Raw genomic sequence first — 16155 nt, forward strand, 5'->3', positions numbered from 1 at the left:
TTCCTTAAATAGCCCAGAAGTGTACTGGGGTGTAGGTGAATAATTAGTTAAAAATGGTCACGATTAAAGCAAATATAATTTGTCGTAAAGAAAAATATTTTTAACGACGCACAGTGATTATAGCGGCTGTGCTACCATTGCGTTTCAGCGAGGTGGCGTAAATATGAACATGATAGCGGCTTATTTAGATGATTTGATGGTGCAGGCTGAGAATAGCCTATGGCGTATGGGGCTCTTAATCCGTGGTGAGCCTCAATGGCAACAACACGTGCTTATGCATTTTCTCGCAAAAAATGAGGGGCAAGCCATATTTCAGTTAGGTGGAGAACCGTTACCATGCGTTCGTTATGCCCCCTTTAATAAAGGGCAGCAGTTTCTTGGTCAAGAATGCCATTTACTTATTTGTGACAATCACCATGGTTTTGATGCGAACAGTTTCAGTGCTGCGCTGGGTTCACTGGTCGGTGGTGGGTTACTGTTGATCATTGAAGCCCCTCAGCGTAACGACTCTTTTGCTGAGCGCTGGTTAACGCGAGCGTTCGAACAGCTTGTTGTTATAGAACAGAATCAACCTTGCCCTCCTTTACCCGTTTATCCACGAGTCAGTTCTCAATCACCGATTTATGAACAGCAAGCTGATGCGGTTTCAGCAATTCTTCGTGTGATGGATGGGCATCGCAAGCGACCATTGGTTCTCACTGCCGATCGGGGACGAGGGAAAAGCAGTGCGCTTGGTATTGCTGCGGCTAAATTGATGGCGTTTCGTTCATTAGATATTGTGGTCACGGCACCCTCAATCCATGCCGTAGCGCCGATATTTGAACATGCGGCTAAAGGTTTAGCAGGCGCTCACGTCACCAGACAATCCCTTACTTGGCAAAACTCGTCATTGACGTTTGTGGCACCGGATGAGCTGATTTTGCATCGGCCACAGTGTGATCTCCTATTGGTAGATGAAGCGGCCGCGCTGCCTTTATCAATGTTAAAAAACTGGGTTGAACACTATCATCGTGCGGTCTTCTCTACCACCATTCATGGCTACGAAGGGTGTGGGAGAGGGTTCACGCTTAAGTTTCAAACTTGGTTAGCACACCATCGAGCTGGGACTCGAACTCTCCATTTAGATCAACCGATCCGTTGGCGTCAGGGTGATCCGTTAGAAGCGTGGCATTACGATACTTTCCTCCTTCGCTATGATTTAGCTACATTGCCGACGATGACATCAGGACAGTTAGCGACACTTAACATTGAGCATCTGGATAAGGCTCAACTCATTGCCAACCCGACACGCTTAGCCGCTATTTTTTCGTTATTAGTGAATGCTCATTACCAGACATCACCGAACGATCTATTTCATTTTTTAGCGGACGATAAAGTTCAGCTAGTTGCTGTAATGGTAGACGAGGTTTGTGTCGGTTGTTTGCTGACAGTTCGTGAAGGTGGGCTTTGTAGCGCTTTAGTGGAAGAGATCCAACGAGGAAAGCGGCGTCCTAAAGGTCATCTAGTTCCGGTTTGCTTAGCTAATCAAGTCGGTATTACGCAGGCAGCGCAGAGTGTTTGTCAGCGCATCATGCGTATTGCAGTTCATCCCGAATTACAAAATCAAGGGTTGGGTAGCCGCTTGATTGAAGCGTGCATGCTGGAAAATGATGCCGACTATTTAGCGACGAGTTTTGGCGTAACGAGCGATTTAATGGCTTTTTGGGCTAAGAACCAATTTGTTCCGATAAAACTAGGGAGCCACAGAGACAGCGCGAGTGGCTGTTTTTCCTTAATCATGGTCCAAGCGAAAAAATTGGATTGGTTAACTCGGGCTGAACAAATTTTCGAGCAGCATTTCATTTTCTCGCTATCTGATTCTTTGCAAAATTTAGAGCCGGCTTTGGTTCGGACCATCTTGTCATTAGTCCGAGATCGTGTCGCATGCGCGGATTCAAATGAAGTTAATTTCCTACCTTATTCATTGCTACGTTGTTACGCACAAGGCGGTGCGGATTATGAGAGTGTGAGTGTATGGATTCATCGGCTAATTACTTCATTGGATAAAGCTGCTCTATCACTGTTATCTGATGTACTTATTGTCAAAGTATTGCAAAGGAAAAGCTGGCAAGAGTGTGCCAGTCAATTAAACTTCACTGGACGGAAAATGATTGAGGCTACCCTCCGTCATGACCTTAATCGACTATTAGATGATTTACACTGTAAAGTTGATCATTCAACGCAATGAACTGCAGCCAATTTACACTGTAAAGCGTGAATAATGTAAGAGCAGACACTTTCTCCAGGTGTACTGTGCTTGTCATATGACAAAAAAGTCCTACTACTTACGTCTTAAGAGTAGGATTTTTTTGTTCTAGTCACAGAATAAAAAATCCAAATTATATTAATGAGTTAACCATACGGTCCCCCTTATTGTGAGGTTTTTATTTTTGTTCCTAACGTGTTCAATCATTTGCTTAATGAGTATTCCCTCCTACACTCAAAGTCAGGTGTTCTCCTAAAAAATAGAATATAAATAGTACATAAGGATGAGATATGGATCTTTTGTTGGCGGAGTCTTTGGAAATTTCAACGGTACTAGATTCCAAAGCAAATTATCTTCAATGGCTAAGCCTAACTCCTCCTTTAACAATAGATGCATCACGAGTCAATAGCGTGGATGCTGCCGGTCTACAACTACTTGCTTCTTTGTTTATGACAGCAGAGCGAGCTGGAATTGAGATCACTTTAGTTAACGCAACAAACACGCTCAATGAAGGTATTGCGCTACTGGCTTTAGAAAGCTTGTTCGCAGAGTAATGAGATTTTGCAAGGAAGGGGCTATGACAAAGATCCTCGCGGTTGATGATTCGGTTTCAATTCGTCAAATGCTAAGCCATACATTGAAAGATGCAGGCTATGAAGTTGAAACTGCTATTGATGGAAGTGATGCATTACGTAAGGCACAACAAACCAAATTTGATGTTGTTATTTCGGACGTCAACATGCCAGTGATGGGTGGTTTTGAGTTAGTTAAAGCGATACGTGGTAATGCTCAATATAAGTTTATTCCTATTTTGATGCTAACCACCGAAACGAGTATGGAAAAGAAACAAGAAGGAAAACTCGCTGGAGCTACAGGATGGTTGGTTAAACCGTTCAACCCTGAGACGCTATTGAAAACACTAAAACGGGTCATATAGAACACCGTATTTTATTAAAAGCTTCATTCGTTAAACGACGTTAACTGGCAGGAAGAGCTATGGCTTTAGACATGGAACTGTTGCGCAAGATGTTTTACGAAGAGTGTCGTGAAAATCTTGAAGTGCTTGAAAATGTACTGCTTAATCTTGACCCTAATCAGGTTGAGAAAGAGACTATTAATACCATTTTTCGGGCTGCCCATTCGATTAAAGGTGGCGCGGCGACCTTTAGTTTACTGGATATCAGTGAATTTACCCACTCTGTCGAAGCGTATCTTGACCTCGTCCGTAACGAAAAATCAACTCTCACCGCTCAAAGTGTGGACATTTTACTGAAAAGCGGTGATTGCATTCGCAATATGCTCGCGGGGCATGAGAGCCATGATGAGGTTGATAGTGAGCTTCAGCAGAGAGTCAGCCAGTCACTGCATGCTTTACTTGCCGACAATTCAACGATTGATCATGAACTAGCAGACCATCACTCGCTTGACGCCGAAGATGAACAGACGTCATCGCTCTTAAAGGCTTATGACAACGAGAACCGCTTAGGTTGGAAAGTTGTTTTTACTCCGCATAGAGAACTTTATTTCAGTGGTAATGATCCACTTCGGTTGCTACGAGAGCTTTATGAACTGGATGATCAGTGCAGGGCGGAAGCTCAGCTTGAACACCTTCCCGAATTGGCGGAAATAGAGGCTGAGCTTTGTTATTTAAGCTGGACGATTTTTCTCAGTAGCCAAGTGCAAGAGAGTGATATTCGCGAAATCTTTGAATGGGTTGAAGATGAATGTGACTTAATTGTTGAACCTTTAGTACCAGAATCGACGACCCAAGATATGATCATCGAGAGCAAGGAATCTTTGGCCGAGGCGCCACCTACGTTTCATGCGAACGCTGTTCCCCCTACCGAATCAGCAGAGCAAGTAGATCTCATAAAACCCATCGATCTCATAAAATCAATAGAGTCTACGCCCGCTGCTGCGCCCAAAGTGGCGAAAGCAGAATCCAGCGTAAGCTCTATTCGCGTCGATATTGAGAAAGTCGACAGCCTGATTAATTTGGTTGGGGAACTTGTTATCACCCAATCAATGCTGACCGAAATCGGCAACGATTTCACCATGGATAAATTAGAAAAGTTGCAAGCAGGCCTAGTTCAGCTTTTACAAAACAGTAAAGATTTACAAGAAAATGTGCTCAATATTCGCATGCTGCCGATGAGCTTTGCTTTTAGCCGCTTTCCTCGCCTTGTGCGAGACTTGTGCGGCCGACTTGAAAAAAAAGTAGAACTGAACATCATTGGCGAGCACACCGAGCTCGATAAAACCGTCCTTGAACGTATTGTTGATCCATTGGTTCATTTAGTCAGAAATGGTATTGACCACGGAATTGAGCAGCCACACATTCGCCTTGAACAAGGCAAACCAGAAATCGGCACCATTGAACTACATGCTTATCATCAAGGTGGCTCGATAGTGATCGAAGTGAAAGATGATGGCGCGGGGATAAACTGCGAAAGAATATTTCAAAAGGCGCTAGAAAAAGGTGTATTACCTAAAGATACACGGCGTGAAGAGATCACCGACAAACAGATCCTTAACCTTATTTTTGCCGCAGGGTTTTCAACAGCAGAACAAGTGTCTGATATTTCAGGTCGTGGCGTCGGTATGGATGTTGTAAAACGTAATATCGAAGAGTTGGGTGGGCATATTGATGTCGAATCCACGTTAGGTAAAGGCAGCCATTTCACTATCTGTTTACCACTCACTTTAGCCATCCTCGATGGGCAATTGATCAAAGTAGGCGGGGAAGTTTACATCATCCCACTGCTCACCATTATCGAATCTATCCAAATCAACTTAGCTAATGTGAAGTATGCCGCCGGTGGGGTTGAGCTGTACCGGCTTCGTGACGAAAACATTCCTATCTTACGTCTGCAAGATGAACTGGAAATGGGATCAAGTGGTGCTTTGCCCGATAGAATACTCTGCTTTGTTGAAGCCGCTGGGTGCCGCGTTGGCTTATTGATTGATGAGCTACTAGACCAACAGCAAGTGGTTATAAAGAGCTTGGAGTCAAATTACTGCAAAGTGGCAGGCATATCAGGAGCTACGATTTTGGGAGATGGTTCCGTTTCGCTCATTTTAGATATTCAAGGGTTAATCTCCACGTACTCGAATCGACGTTCAAGTTTATCTCCCAAGATTATTGCCGCTTAGTGAAGGTGACAGAGAAGAGCCATGGAATATGATTATTCACCAAATCATCAACAAGAGAATCAAACACAGAGTGTTTTGAATGCTGTTTATGAAGAAAGAAGCTGTGAGGCTGATTTTCTGAGTTTCCGGTTAGCGAATGAGTTGTACGGGGTAGCAATTCAAGATGTTGAAGAGATTCGAGTATGGGAGCCACCTACGCCTATTCCTCGAGCGCCTAGCTTTGTGAAAGGTGTGATTAATTTACGCGGCATGATTGTGCCTATTATCGATCTGCGCCTTCGATTTGGTATGGAGGCTTGTGGCTACTTTCCCACGACTGTGGTGTTGGTACTTCGTAGCCTGCAACAAGAGCGGCCTCGTATTATGGGCTTAGTCGTTGATGCAGTGAGTGATGTGATTGGCCAGGGAGATAATGTGCTGTTTCCTGCCGTGGGGGAAACACCTGCCGCTGCGTATTCGCTCGGTTTGCTCAATGTTGGCGAAGAGGTCATGTCACTGCTCGATACCCAAGGGCTCCTTGATATGCACCGAATACTGAGTGAGGAACCCTGATGTCTAAACAAGAGTTTCTTAGTTTCGTGCTAGATAATGATGAGTACGCTGTGCCAATCCTTGAGGTCCGAGAAGTTCGCGGCTGGAGTGATGTGCGCTCTGTACCCAATGCACCGGATTACTTAGTTGGCTTACTCAATATCCGTGGTGAGTACGTACCGATTGTTGATCTTCGAATTCGTTTTCATCTGCCACCTGCACAGATTGGGGCCACGACAGTTGTTATCGTTTTGAATGACGCGCAACGCAATCCGCTTGGCATTATTGTCGATGGTGTTTCAGAAGTGTATGACTTAGCCGCTGAAGAGATAAAACCTGTACCAGCCTTATCCACCACGGTTGAACCACAATTTATGAAGGGAATTGCTAGTGTGGCTAACGGTCATTTGATCCTAATTAATATCGAGACCCTTTTTGATGTACCTGGGTTAAATCAGACATTCGTAGAAGACGCTATTTTGTGAGGGAATACTCATGGCATTTTGGAACCGCAAACCAGAACCAAAAAAATTTGTTGAGCAGATAGAAGATCCATTGGTCGATGAGAATGAAGGGCTCTCCAATCAGCAGCTTCTTTCTGCTCTTAATGCAGCAAAAACCGCATTGATGATGATTAACCGAGATTTTCAAATCACCTATCTCAATAAGCAGTCATTGATTCTACTCAAGCAGCATGAAGTGCTTTTTCAAAGTGTCTGGCCTGATTTTAAAGCTGAAGAGTCGTCATTGATTGGCTACTGCATCGATGGTTTTCACGTCAATCCACAGCATCAACGCCAAATGTTGTCGAATCCAGCCAACTTGCCTTTCACTACCATGATTACTATTAAAGGAGTGAAGATCGAGCTTAATGTTGGCGCCATTATTGATGAAGACGGTATTTATATCGGGAACACATTAGAGTGGCGTGATGTCACTCAAGAGATTGCAAAAGAGCAAGAAATTGGCCGCTTAGCTTCGGCAGTCGAGGGGATGACAACCAACCTAATGATGGCCGATAAAGAGGGTATTATTCAATACTTAAACCCTTCATTGACCAAGTTGATGCGTACAAGAGAAAGTGAGTTGAGGACAGTATTAACAAGCTTTGACGTCAATAATCTGGTCGGACAAAATATCGATATCTTTCATAAAAACCCGGGCCATCAACGTAGCATAATTGCCAACCCTGATCGTTTGCCATTTTCATCCAACATCAAAGTGGGGGCGCTGCAATTTAATTTAACTTGTATTGCGATGCACAATCACAAAGGGGAATACATTGGCCCTGCATTGCAATGGATCGATATTACCGAACAACAAGATGGTCAATACCAAGTAGAGAGCCTCATTCAAAAAGCGATCGCAGGGCAGTTGAATGAACGAATTGATACCACCGTGTACAGCGGATTTATGCGGGAGTTGGGCGAGGGGATTAATAACTTGCTTGATACCTTAGTTTCACCGCTGGCTCAGTGTATTGACGTCATGAGCAAAGTGGCGGATGGCGATTTGAATACCAAGATGGAAGAGGGCAGCCAAGGTGAGTTTGGTCAACTGCAAAATGCGGTCAATACCTCGATTGCTAACCTGCGCGATATGGTTGAAAAGATCACCATTTCTTCTGCCAGAGTGGCTACGGCGTCAACAGAAATCGCGCAAGGCAATAATGATTTGAGCCAACGGGTGGAAGCTCAAGCATCCAATTTAGAAGAAACGGCCGCCAGTATGGAAGAGATGACAGCGACCGTGCGCCAAAATGCAGATAACGCCAAAGGTGCGAACGATCTAGCGAGTGATGCTGCCAAAAAAGCCAGTAAAGGTGGTGAAGTGGTGGGGCAAGCGATCTCGGCCATGTCGGAAATTAATCGTTCGAGTAAGAAGATTGCCGATATTATTGGAGTGATAGACGAGATAGCCTTTCAAACCAATTTATTGGCTTTGAACGCAGCGGTAGAAGCGGCAAGAGCCGGAGAACAAGGGCGTGGATTTGCTGTTGTTGCTGGAGAGGTTCGAAACCTTGCGCAGCGCAGCGCAGCAGCGGCGAAAGAGATTAAAGGGCTGATTAAAGATAGTGTTGAGAAAGTAGAAGAGGGATCGCGTTTAGTTGATGAGTCAGGAGCAACATTGAATGAGATTGTGGACGCTGTAGCAAAAGTATCTGATCTCATCGCCCAAATTGCATCATCCAGTATTGAACAATCGACGGGCATTGACGAAATCAATCGTGCAATTACAGCCATGGATGAGATGACGCAGCAAAATGCCTCTCTTGTTGAACAAACCTCTGCGGCCAGCCAATCGTTGAAAGATGAAGGGAAAGAGCTGATTAGCTTGATGAGCTATTTCACCACCGATGACAACATCAAAACGTTCGAGCCCAAAAGAACACCCATCTCCGCCCATCAACCCAAACCCAAGGTCAAGAAAGTGGCAGACATTAAAGCCACCAATAACGTTGTCAATTCTGGGCTCAACCTCAATGAGGATGGAGATGAATGGGAAGAGTTCTAACAGATAGCCATCCAATCATGATGAACAATGACCAAGAATTTGAACTCACCGCAAAGGATTTCAAATTCATCCAGTGGTTTATGCACAAAACGGCTGGTATTTACTTGTCGGATGCGAAGCGAGCGATGGTTTACGGCCGTTTGAGCCGTCAGATGCGTCGACGGGGGATTCAGCGTTTCTGTGATTACAAGGAGCTTATTGAGCATAATGAGCAAGAGCGGATCCACTTCATCAATGCGTTAACGACTAACAAAACACAGTTTTTTCGCGAGTATCACCACTTTGAGTTTTTGGAAAAAGTACTGCTTGATGAGTGGCGATCACAGGGAGTGCGTCATCCTAAAATTTGGTCTGCTGGCTGCTCTAGTGGTGAAGAGCCATACAGCTTTATTGCGTCGTTATACAGCAGCGGTTTATTTGATTTCGCAGACAATGTTGATATCTACGCAACAGATTTAGACACACAGGTTTTGGCACATGCGCAAGCGGGCATTTATACCGATGAGGCTGTGGTTACTATTCCACAGCACTATCTTAAAAAGTGCTTTGTAAAAGGGCGCGGAATCAAACAGGGAAAAATTAAAATCGCCAGTCAATTGCAACGTTTTGTCCATTTTCAGCAACTGAATTTATTATCTCCTTGGACGCTACCTAAGAATTTAGACCTCATTTCGTGCCGAAACGTGATGATCTACTTTGATAAACCCACGCAGGAGGCTTTGATCGAAAGGTTCTATGAATGGTTGAAACCGAATGGGATTTTATTTTTGGGTCATTCAGAAAGTGTGGGGCGCTGTGCTGATGTTTTTCATCATCTCGGCCACACCATTTACGTGAAAAAATGAGGAACAATTAATGACCTCGTTGGCGATGCATTTGGCAACCGACAATCGGAATTTCAGCCGATTTTATCATCCCCAACAAAAAGTGGATTGGGTAAAGGTTTTGCCCGGTGGGTTGTACTGTACGATGCGACAAGAGGTCATTTGTACCGGTTTAGGTTCTTGCGTTACCGCCTGTATGTGGGACCAAGCGGCCAAAGTTGGGGGGATGAACCATTTTTTATTGCCTTTTGATCAGCATTCACAAATTGATCACTGGCATCCTGATGATATTGCCTCAACCGCCTCTCGTTATGGTTGCTATGCGATGGAGCTACTGATTAATCAGTTGATCAAAATGGGGGCTGAGCGTCAGCGCTTACGAGTAAAACTCTTTGGTGGAGCACAAATGCTGGGTTTTAAAGCCATGATTGGCCAGAAAAACATAGATTTCATCAAAAACTATGTTGAGCAAGAAAGGCTTATTGTCGAAGCCAGTGACTTGGGGGGGGACGAACCGAGAAAAGTCATTTTCGAACCCATGACAGGTAAAGTGTGGCTAAAAAGAATTCCATTGACCGAAGTGAGCCGGTTAAGTTTTCAAGAAAAGGTTTATGCCACACAGTTGGATCGTAAAGCGCATAAAGAGAGTGATGATGTGGAGCTATTTAAATGAAAAAAATCAAAGTGCTGATTGTCGATGATTCTCCCGTTTTTAGAGCACTGCTCTGCGAGCTGATTAATGCTGACCCTATGTTAGACGTCGTCGCAATGGCACAAGATCCTTACCAAGCCCGAGAGCTTATCAAGCAGCACAATCCTGATGTGCTAACGCTAGATATTGAAATGCCAAAAATGAATGGCGTGCAATTTTTAAAAAATATTATGCGGTTACGCCCTATGCCGGTAGTGATGATTTCAACCTTGACCCAGCATGGCGCTCAAGCCACGTTAGAAGCATTAGAGCTTGGTGCAGTGGATTACTTCCCTAAACCGTCGGTCGAAAACACGGCTGAAATGGCAAGTTATAGGGAGCTGGTGAACGACAAAATAAAAATGGCGGCAGGGGCAAATGTCGTTCAATCGCATCATTCTGCGGCGGTTAATCAGGTCGAACTGATAGCGACTAGCCACCAAGAGGCGCGTTATCAGTTGATCGCGATTGGAGCCTCAACGGGCGGAACAGAAGCATTAAAAAGCATATTCTCTGTTTTACCAGCAGGGTTGCCACCGATCGTGATCACTCAACATATCAGTGCGATGTTTACTCGCCCCTTTGCAGAGCGTTTGAATCTTTGTAGCGCCGTAGAGGTGAGAGAGTTGTCCGCTAATCAAGCGCCTTTAGTGAATGGATGCGCTTATGTTGCTCCCGGAGATAAGCATCTGATGGTGATAAAAAAAGGCACTCACCTTTACTGTCAAGTTGACGATAGACCTGCGGTCAATCGTCATAAACCCTCAGTAGATGTGATGTTTGATACGGTTGCTGAAAATGTGGGAGACAAAGCCATCGGTATCCTCTTAACCGGGATGGGTAAAGATGGAGCGCAAGGCATGCTCAAAATGAAGTTGTGTGGCGCATTGACTTTAGCTCAAGACGAAAAAACATCAGTGGTGTGGGGAATGCCCAAAGCGGCAGTAGAGATTGGCGCAACACAGAATATCAAAGCGTTAAATGCCATACCACAATGGATTTGTGATGAACTCTATCGCTAGTGTTGTCTCATTAAATAAGCTCAACATAGATAAGCAAGGAATGGGTGATGATAAATAAAACAGTGACACCAAAAGCAAAATATATTTTAGCTTTAGTTTTGCAGCTAATGGCCCTTTTTGCCGTCATGCTTCACTCCCCTAATTTATGGAGCATGGGGCTAATGATTTTTGCGGCAGCAATACCTTGGCTAGTATTGTCTATGAATTTTAGTGAACAAAACAAAGCTAAAGCCAACCAAAATAAGGTTGAAGAAGAGTCCACTCTTGAAACGCAGCAACATCTACAGAGTATTGAAAAACTGTTCAAAGAGACGCTACCTAAAGTGAGTAGCCCTTTAACCATGCAGCACACCGTGATTGAAGGTTCAGTAGAGACATTAAATAACGCATTTTTTGGCTTACAAGATATCAGCCAAAAACAGAGTCACGTCTCAAGTACCTTGGTCAATAACTTATTGGCAAACCAAGGCAGCGAATATGATCTCACCACCGTACTACCAAAGACTGAGGCGATTATTGATGGCTTTGTACAAATTCTGATTGATATTTCGGAGAAAAGTATTTCAGCGGTACACAGCATTCACGACATGTCAGAAAAATTGGATATGGTTTTTAAACTGTTAAATCAAGTGAGAAGCCTATCGGAACAGACCAACTTATTGGCGCTGAATGCGGCGATTGAAGCGGCGCGAGCGGGCGAGGCAGGGCGAGGCTTCGCGGTCGTGGCTCAAGAGGTGCGCGACTTGTCGGTTAAAGCAAGAACGCTGAATACTCAAATTGAATCAGAAATTAATGTTGCTCAACAAACAGTACAAAGAGCAAACAAAACCGTTGGCGAAATGGCATCGATAGATATGACTCACGTGATTGAGTCGAAAGAGAAAGTGGACCACATGCTGCGTGGTGTCCAACAAGTGAATATAGAAATAGAGCAAGAAGTGCAAAAAATTCAAGAATTAGGACAAGAATTAACCCAGCAAGTGAGTAATGGCGTCCGTGCCCTTCAATTTGCTGACATTGTGGTTCAACAAAGTGATTATGCGCATGCGTCTATTGATTATTTGCAAGAAGCAAATGAGCTATTGAACGCTTTACTAACACAAAGCATGACTAAAGCAGCATGGGCAGAACAACTTCACCAATTGACAGAGCGCCTGCACAATCGAAGTGGTCCCGCCGCAATCCAAACTAATATGGACGAAGGCGAAGTCGAGCTTTTCTAGGAGGGAGTACGATGAGTATAGAAACTGAAATTGATAGTAATGCTAAACACATTACTATCGCGATTGAGGGTGCTTTTGGCTTTAACCTAGTTAAAGAATTTCGTAATAGTTATTCACCCTATCGAGGTTTTAGATTCACCATTGATTTACGCAAGGTGGACTATATTGACAGTGCTGGTCTTGGCATGCTGCTCAATATGCAGAAATATCTTGAGCAAAGTGATGGCATGATCCGAATTACCAATACCTTACCCCAAATAAGGAAAATCTTACTGATTTCTCGATTTGATAAAAAATTTAGTATCGAATAATGCTTAAGGAGTGAGCCGATGCGCGTAACGATTGTTGATGACCATAAATCAAATAGAGAGCTCTGTCGGTTTATTTTATCGCCTATTGTTGAGCACATAGATACCTTCGAAAATGGCGCTGATGCTGTTGAGGCGATGCTCATCATGGACGTCTTACCCGACGTTATTTTGTTGGATGTGATGATGCCAGTTAAAGATGGTTTCACCACCGCAAAAGAGATCCGCGACTCTTTTCCAAATCACCATATCCCCATTATATTTTTGACCGTGCTTGATGATCATGATTCGTTTGAACGTTGCTTATCGCTGGGCGATGATTTTATTCTTAAACCAGTAGAGCGAAGCGTACTGCTCGCTAAAGTGCAGGCTCATTACCGTATTGTGAAAATGCATAATGAAGTTACTCAACAGCGAGATAAACTCAATTATTTCAACGAACAAGTACAATATGACTATGCCATCGCCGAATCCATTTTCACCAACTTAATGGAGGAGATGAGTGCAAAAGTCAGCAATATCTATGGCATCAGTTATATCTCCACACCTTCGACCATTTTTAATGGTGATCTCATCATTGTGGCGAACCGGCCCTATGGTGGCGTCTACATCATGATCGCCGATGCTACTGGGCATGGATTACCTGCCGCGATTTCAACGATCCCTGCTACGCGTACTTTTTTTTCAATGGCTGAAAAAGGGATGTCGCTTGGCGAAATGGTCGCTGAACTTAATAGTGCGCTAGTAAAGTTTTTGCCTGTTGGCATGATGCTTGCGGCCAGTGTATTTGAGATACGAGCCAACGGCTTCGAGGTTTCGTGGTGGGGAGGTGGTTTGCCTGATGGTTATTTACTGGATGAAGAGAGCAACATCGTTCGTCGTCTCGTTTCCACACATATGCCACTGGGAGTTCTGGATGCTGATGAATTTGAAGTAAATTTAGTTCATCTCAAATTAAAACCTAACCAAACTATCCTCTGTTATACCGACGGTATTACCGAAGCGATGAATGAAAACGGGGAACAATTTGGCCAGTTGCGACTCGAACAAGTTTTGCAACGGAACGGTAAGACTCAGATTTCAGATTTGTACGATGAAGTATGCCAGTTTTCCAATCGTGGTCATGGTGATGACCTCTCAATTCTTTCAATGACATTTCCAATTACCAATAATAATGAAATATTAGCGTCGCAAAAAAAACAGTTTCTTAGCCATATACCAATGCAAAGCCATCTCTTTTTTCCTGCTTCAATTCTTAAAAAAATTTCAATTATGGTCGAGATGCGTAACATTGTTCGCGGTTTTATCAGTGGTGGCGAGCATCTTGACCTCGTTTGCTCTGTATTGTCAGAACTGTTTGCTAATGCCATTGAGCATGGGTTACTAAAACTTAATTCTTCACTAAAAGATGACCCAGATGGATTTCTCACTTTTTACCAACGACGTGAAGAGTGTATGGATGAGTTAGATGAATCGTTATGGATTAAACTAGACATTGATTATGACCCAACGGTGGGACAATTGAGCTTTTCACTTGAGCATAATGGCGAAGGCTTTGACTACCAACATACGGTTGCAGACGGCAACTGTACACACGGTCGAGGGATTATTTTGGTCTCTAAATTGTGTGAGTCATTGGAATATTCAAAAGATGGTTGCACTGTTAAGGTGACTTACGCCTTTAACAGTAAACATGATTTTCCGATATTGTCTTAATACTGAACAGATTATTTACACTGTAAAATTCTGCGTAACTCATTCTTTCGTTTATTTTTAGGTTATATAGTTCGTTTCGTCGTGACTAAGTGATGTAGCCCTTAATTTGGTTGCCTAAAGATTTAGTCCATACTGTAAATTGTATACACTGCCATACGAACGGAATCTAACCATATGGGTTAAGTAGTATGTGGAAACGCTTAATTTCGCTTTCAGAGGACAAAAAACAAGTCATTGCCCAGTTGCCTGGGACGGAGTCCATCGACAAAAATTTTGACCAAGCAGGCTTGAAAGAAGCATTGTTTGAGTTATCTGCATCGACATTTTTCTTAAATGAAACTGAAGTTACCCGCTTTATCAACTGTGCAAAAGAGGGTAAGGGTGAAGCATTCTCTGGAATCACCATTGCAGAGAAAAAGAACGCTTCGGTTGAGATTGAATTTAGTGATCGAGATATGTTGGCCAGCATGGTCGTGACGGGTGCATATGGTGGCAGAGCATTGCGCGGTAGTGAGTTAGTGTATGCATTGGCTCATTCCCACGTGACAAAAGGCATCAACAAACTGGCTTTAAAGAAAGTGTTAATGGTAAGTAATACCTTGAAGCCAGGGGAAGTATACACTCAACCTGTTGCGCAGGGGCGCGAACCCATTCAAGGTAAAGACGCACAATTTGTTCCTTTGGTTGAGGATGTCAGTAAGCGCGTGTTAGCACCGACCAAAAAGCAAGGACAGAACAAAATTGATATGCGCAACTTAGGTGAAACCATCACTGTTGGTCAAGATGATGAAGTGATGCGTCGAATTCCTGCAACAAAAGGAACGCCAGGCTATACCGTGCAGGGGAAAGTGCTGGATCCTAAACCAGGTAAAGACTCGGCCTTAGTTGCAGGAAAGGGGTCTTACATCTCACCCAATGACCCGAATGTGCTACTGGCCAGTCAAGCGGGCATGCCTATCCTGAAAAGTAAAACGGTTGATGTCGATAACGCTTTATGTTTAAACAACGTCAGTGTAGCCACTGGCCACGTGAAATTTAAAGGATGTGTTGTCATCACGGGCGATGTCGAGCCTGGGATGATCGTGAGAGCGACGGGCTCAATCACCATCGGTGGGTTTGTTGAGTCTGCTGATGTTCAAGCCCAAGGTAATATTGATGTTGGTAAAGGCATTATTGGCCATACGGTGTTTGATGATGAAGCAAGAACATGCATTATCAAATCAGGAGGCTCTATCACGGCTAACTATGCTCAATTTAGCGAACTGCAAGCGGCAGATGACATCAATTTAGCGGTTCACAGCATGAGCAATGAATTACGCTGTGGCAATGATCTAAAAGTATTAGATAGTAAAGAGAAGCAAGGCACACTCAGTGGTGGTCACGCGAAAGTTGGTGGTAAGATCGTTTGCTTCAATCTAGGCGTTGAAGGCGATACTGCCACGGCTGTGCAGGCTTTTGCTCGTTATGCTGTGTATAAAGAACGGGTCGCGAAACACAAAGAACATTATAAACAAGCGCAAGAAGCGACGATGGAAGTGATCCGCCGTGAGATTGAATTTAAGAAAAAGCCTAAAGCGGAACGCTTGGAAGAGGAACTGCTAAAAATTGATGAATTTAAGAAACAGACTAATGATCGTTTAGAAAAAGCAAAATTGGCGTTGGATATGCTGGGAGAGGAGTTTGAGCAATTGCTCGAAATGAATACGATCGAAGTCAAAAATAAAGTTTATACCCATGTTTCGGTGCAATTTGATGATGAGCGGATCATCACCAAGCGGGCTCATGGCGCTAGTATCTTCTCATTTAACCAGTATGAGATTAAATGTGCTTCGATGCTTGAAGATGAAGATGTCGGAGGGATCTAACATTCTTATCTCAGAGTGCTAAGCAAAAAACGAGGCATTTTGCCTCGTTTTTTGCTGATTATG

The 16155-nt window shown here is 43.8% G+C and carries 14 protein-coding genes; all 14 read left to right on the top strand.

What is annotated here, in order from left to right; all coding sequences use genetic code 11:
• The first annotated feature begins 163 nt into the window (after window positions 1–163).
• The 14 genes from DD616_RS03730 to DD616_RS03795 all read left to right on the top strand — a co-directional run bounded on the left by DD616_RS03730 (window position 164) and on the right by DD616_RS03795 (window position 16092).
• Window positions 164–2227, top strand: coding sequence for a tRNA(Met) cytidine acetyltransferase TmcA (locus DD616_RS03730; protein ID WP_208871479.1), 2064 nt, complete (start codon window positions 164–166; stop codon window positions 2225–2227).
• A gap of 308 nt (window positions 2228–2535) precedes the next feature.
• Window positions 2536–2799 (top strand): STAS domain-containing protein, encoded by a 264-nt coding sequence (locus tag DD616_RS03735; RefSeq protein WP_013868220.1) that lies wholly within the window; start codon window positions 2536–2538, stop codon window positions 2797–2799.
• A 23-nt stretch (window positions 2800–2822) separates the two neighbouring features.
• Entirely contained in the window at window positions 2823–3182 is a 360-nt protein-coding gene (locus tag DD616_RS03740) for a response regulator (protein WP_010317272.1), read from the top strand.
• 59 nt (window positions 3183–3241) lie between these two features.
• Window positions 3242–5398 carry a chemotaxis protein CheA gene (locus DD616_RS03745; protein ID WP_208871480.1) on the top strand — a complete coding sequence of 719 codons (2157 nt, stop codon included), beginning with the start codon at window positions 3242–3244 and terminating at the stop codon, window positions 5396–5398.
• 21 nt (window positions 5399–5419) lie between these two features.
• Window positions 5420–5950: a chemotaxis protein CheW gene (locus tag DD616_RS03750; RefSeq protein WP_017044938.1), complete on the top strand. Its 531-nt coding sequence runs from the start codon at window positions 5420–5422 to the stop codon at window positions 5948–5950.
• Window positions 5950–6414: a chemotaxis protein CheW gene (locus tag DD616_RS03755; protein ID WP_017042330.1), complete on the top strand. Its 465-nt coding sequence runs from the start codon at window positions 5950–5952 to the stop codon at window positions 6412–6414. The genes DD616_RS03750 and DD616_RS03755 overlap by 1 nt, the downstream gene beginning before the upstream one ends.
• 10 nt (window positions 6415–6424) lie before the next feature.
• Window positions 6425–8443, top strand: coding sequence for a methyl-accepting chemotaxis protein (locus DD616_RS03760; RefSeq protein WP_208871481.1), 2019 nt, complete (start codon window positions 6425–6427; stop codon window positions 8441–8443).
• Complete coding sequence (locus DD616_RS03765; protein ID WP_017044936.1) at window positions 8428–9288, top strand: CheR family methyltransferase; 861 nt, start codon at window positions 8428–8430, stop codon at window positions 9286–9288. The genes DD616_RS03760 and DD616_RS03765 overlap by 16 nt, the downstream gene beginning before the upstream one ends.
• Before the next feature lie 10 nt (window positions 9289–9298).
• Entirely contained in the window at window positions 9299–9940 is a 642-nt protein-coding gene (locus DD616_RS03770; protein ID WP_013868213.1) for a chemotaxis protein CheD, read from the top strand.
• Entirely contained in the window at window positions 9937–10980 is a 1044-nt protein-coding gene (locus DD616_RS03775; protein ID WP_094163513.1) for a protein-glutamate methylesterase/protein-glutamine glutaminase, read from the top strand. Before DD616_RS03770 ends, DD616_RS03775 begins: the two co-directional genes overlap by 4 nt.
• Window positions 10981–11024: 44 nt before the next feature.
• The gene (locus tag DD616_RS03780; RefSeq protein ID WP_017044935.1) at window positions 11025–12203 is read left to right on the top strand and encodes a methyl-accepting chemotaxis protein; all 1179 of its coding nucleotides are present in this window, start codon (window positions 11025–11027) and stop codon (window positions 12201–12203) included.
• Window positions 12204–12214: 11 nt separating this feature from the next.
• Window positions 12215–12514: an STAS domain-containing protein gene (locus DD616_RS03785; protein WP_094163515.1), complete on the top strand. Its 300-nt coding sequence runs from the start codon at window positions 12215–12217 to the stop codon at window positions 12512–12514.
• A gap of 18 nt (window positions 12515–12532) precedes the next feature.
• Window positions 12533–14227 (top strand): ATP-binding SpoIIE family protein phosphatase, encoded by a 1695-nt coding sequence (locus DD616_RS03790; RefSeq protein WP_208871482.1) that lies wholly within the window; start codon window positions 12533–12535, stop codon window positions 14225–14227.
• 188 nt (window positions 14228–14415) lie between these two features.
• Window positions 14416–16092, top strand: a complete 1677-nt coding sequence (locus DD616_RS03795; protein WP_013868208.1) for a flagellar assembly protein A — start codon at window positions 14416–14418, stop codon at window positions 16090–16092.
• Window positions 16093–16155: the final 63 nt, after the last annotated feature.

Origin of the sequence: Vibrio anguillarum, assembly GCF_003390515.1 — a bacterium.
In the GTDB taxonomy this organism is placed as follows: domain Bacteria; phylum Pseudomonadota; class Gammaproteobacteria; order Enterobacterales; family Vibrionaceae; genus Vibrio; species Vibrio anguillarum.

What these genes read in the sequence shown, in the direction of transcription:
- DD616_RS03730 (WP_208871479.1), top strand. Translation starts at nt 164, where the DNA reads ATGAACATGATAGCGGCTTATTTAGATGATTTGATGGTGCAGGCTGAG.
- DD616_RS03735 (WP_013868220.1), top strand. Translation starts at nt 2,536, where the DNA reads ATGGATCTTTTGTTGGCGGAGTCTTTGGAAATTTCAACGGTACTAGAT.
- DD616_RS03740 (WP_010317272.1), top strand. Translation starts at nt 2,823, where the DNA reads ATGACAAAGATCCTCGCGGTTGATGATTCGGTTTCAATTCGTCAAATG.
- DD616_RS03745 (WP_208871480.1), top strand. Translation starts at nt 3,242, where the DNA reads ATGGCTTTAGACATGGAACTGTTGCGCAAGATGTTTTACGAAGAGTGT.
- DD616_RS03750 (WP_017044938.1), top strand. Translation starts at nt 5,420, where the DNA reads ATGGAATATGATTATTCACCAAATCATCAACAAGAGAATCAAACACAG.
- DD616_RS03755 (WP_017042330.1), top strand. Translation starts at nt 5,950, where the DNA reads ATGTCTAAACAAGAGTTTCTTAGTTTCGTGCTAGATAATGATGAGTAC.
- DD616_RS03760 (WP_208871481.1), top strand. Translation starts at nt 6,425, where the DNA reads ATGGCATTTTGGAACCGCAAACCAGAACCAAAAAAATTTGTTGAGCAG.
- DD616_RS03765 (WP_017044936.1), top strand. Translation starts at nt 8,428, where the DNA reads ATGGGAAGAGTTCTAACAGATAGCCATCCAATCATGATGAACAATGAC.
- DD616_RS03770 (WP_013868213.1), top strand. Translation starts at nt 9,299, where the DNA reads ATGACCTCGTTGGCGATGCATTTGGCAACCGACAATCGGAATTTCAGC.
- DD616_RS03775 (WP_094163513.1), top strand. Translation starts at nt 9,937, where the DNA reads ATGAAAAAAATCAAAGTGCTGATTGTCGATGATTCTCCCGTTTTTAGA.
- DD616_RS03785 (WP_094163515.1), top strand. Translation starts at nt 12,215, where the DNA reads ATGAGTATAGAAACTGAAATTGATAGTAATGCTAAACACATTACTATC.
- DD616_RS03790 (WP_208871482.1), top strand. Translation starts at nt 12,533, where the DNA reads ATGCGCGTAACGATTGTTGATGACCATAAATCAAATAGAGAGCTCTGT.
- DD616_RS03795 (WP_013868208.1), top strand. Translation starts at nt 14,416, where the DNA reads ATGTGGAAACGCTTAATTTCGCTTTCAGAGGACAAAAAACAAGTCATT.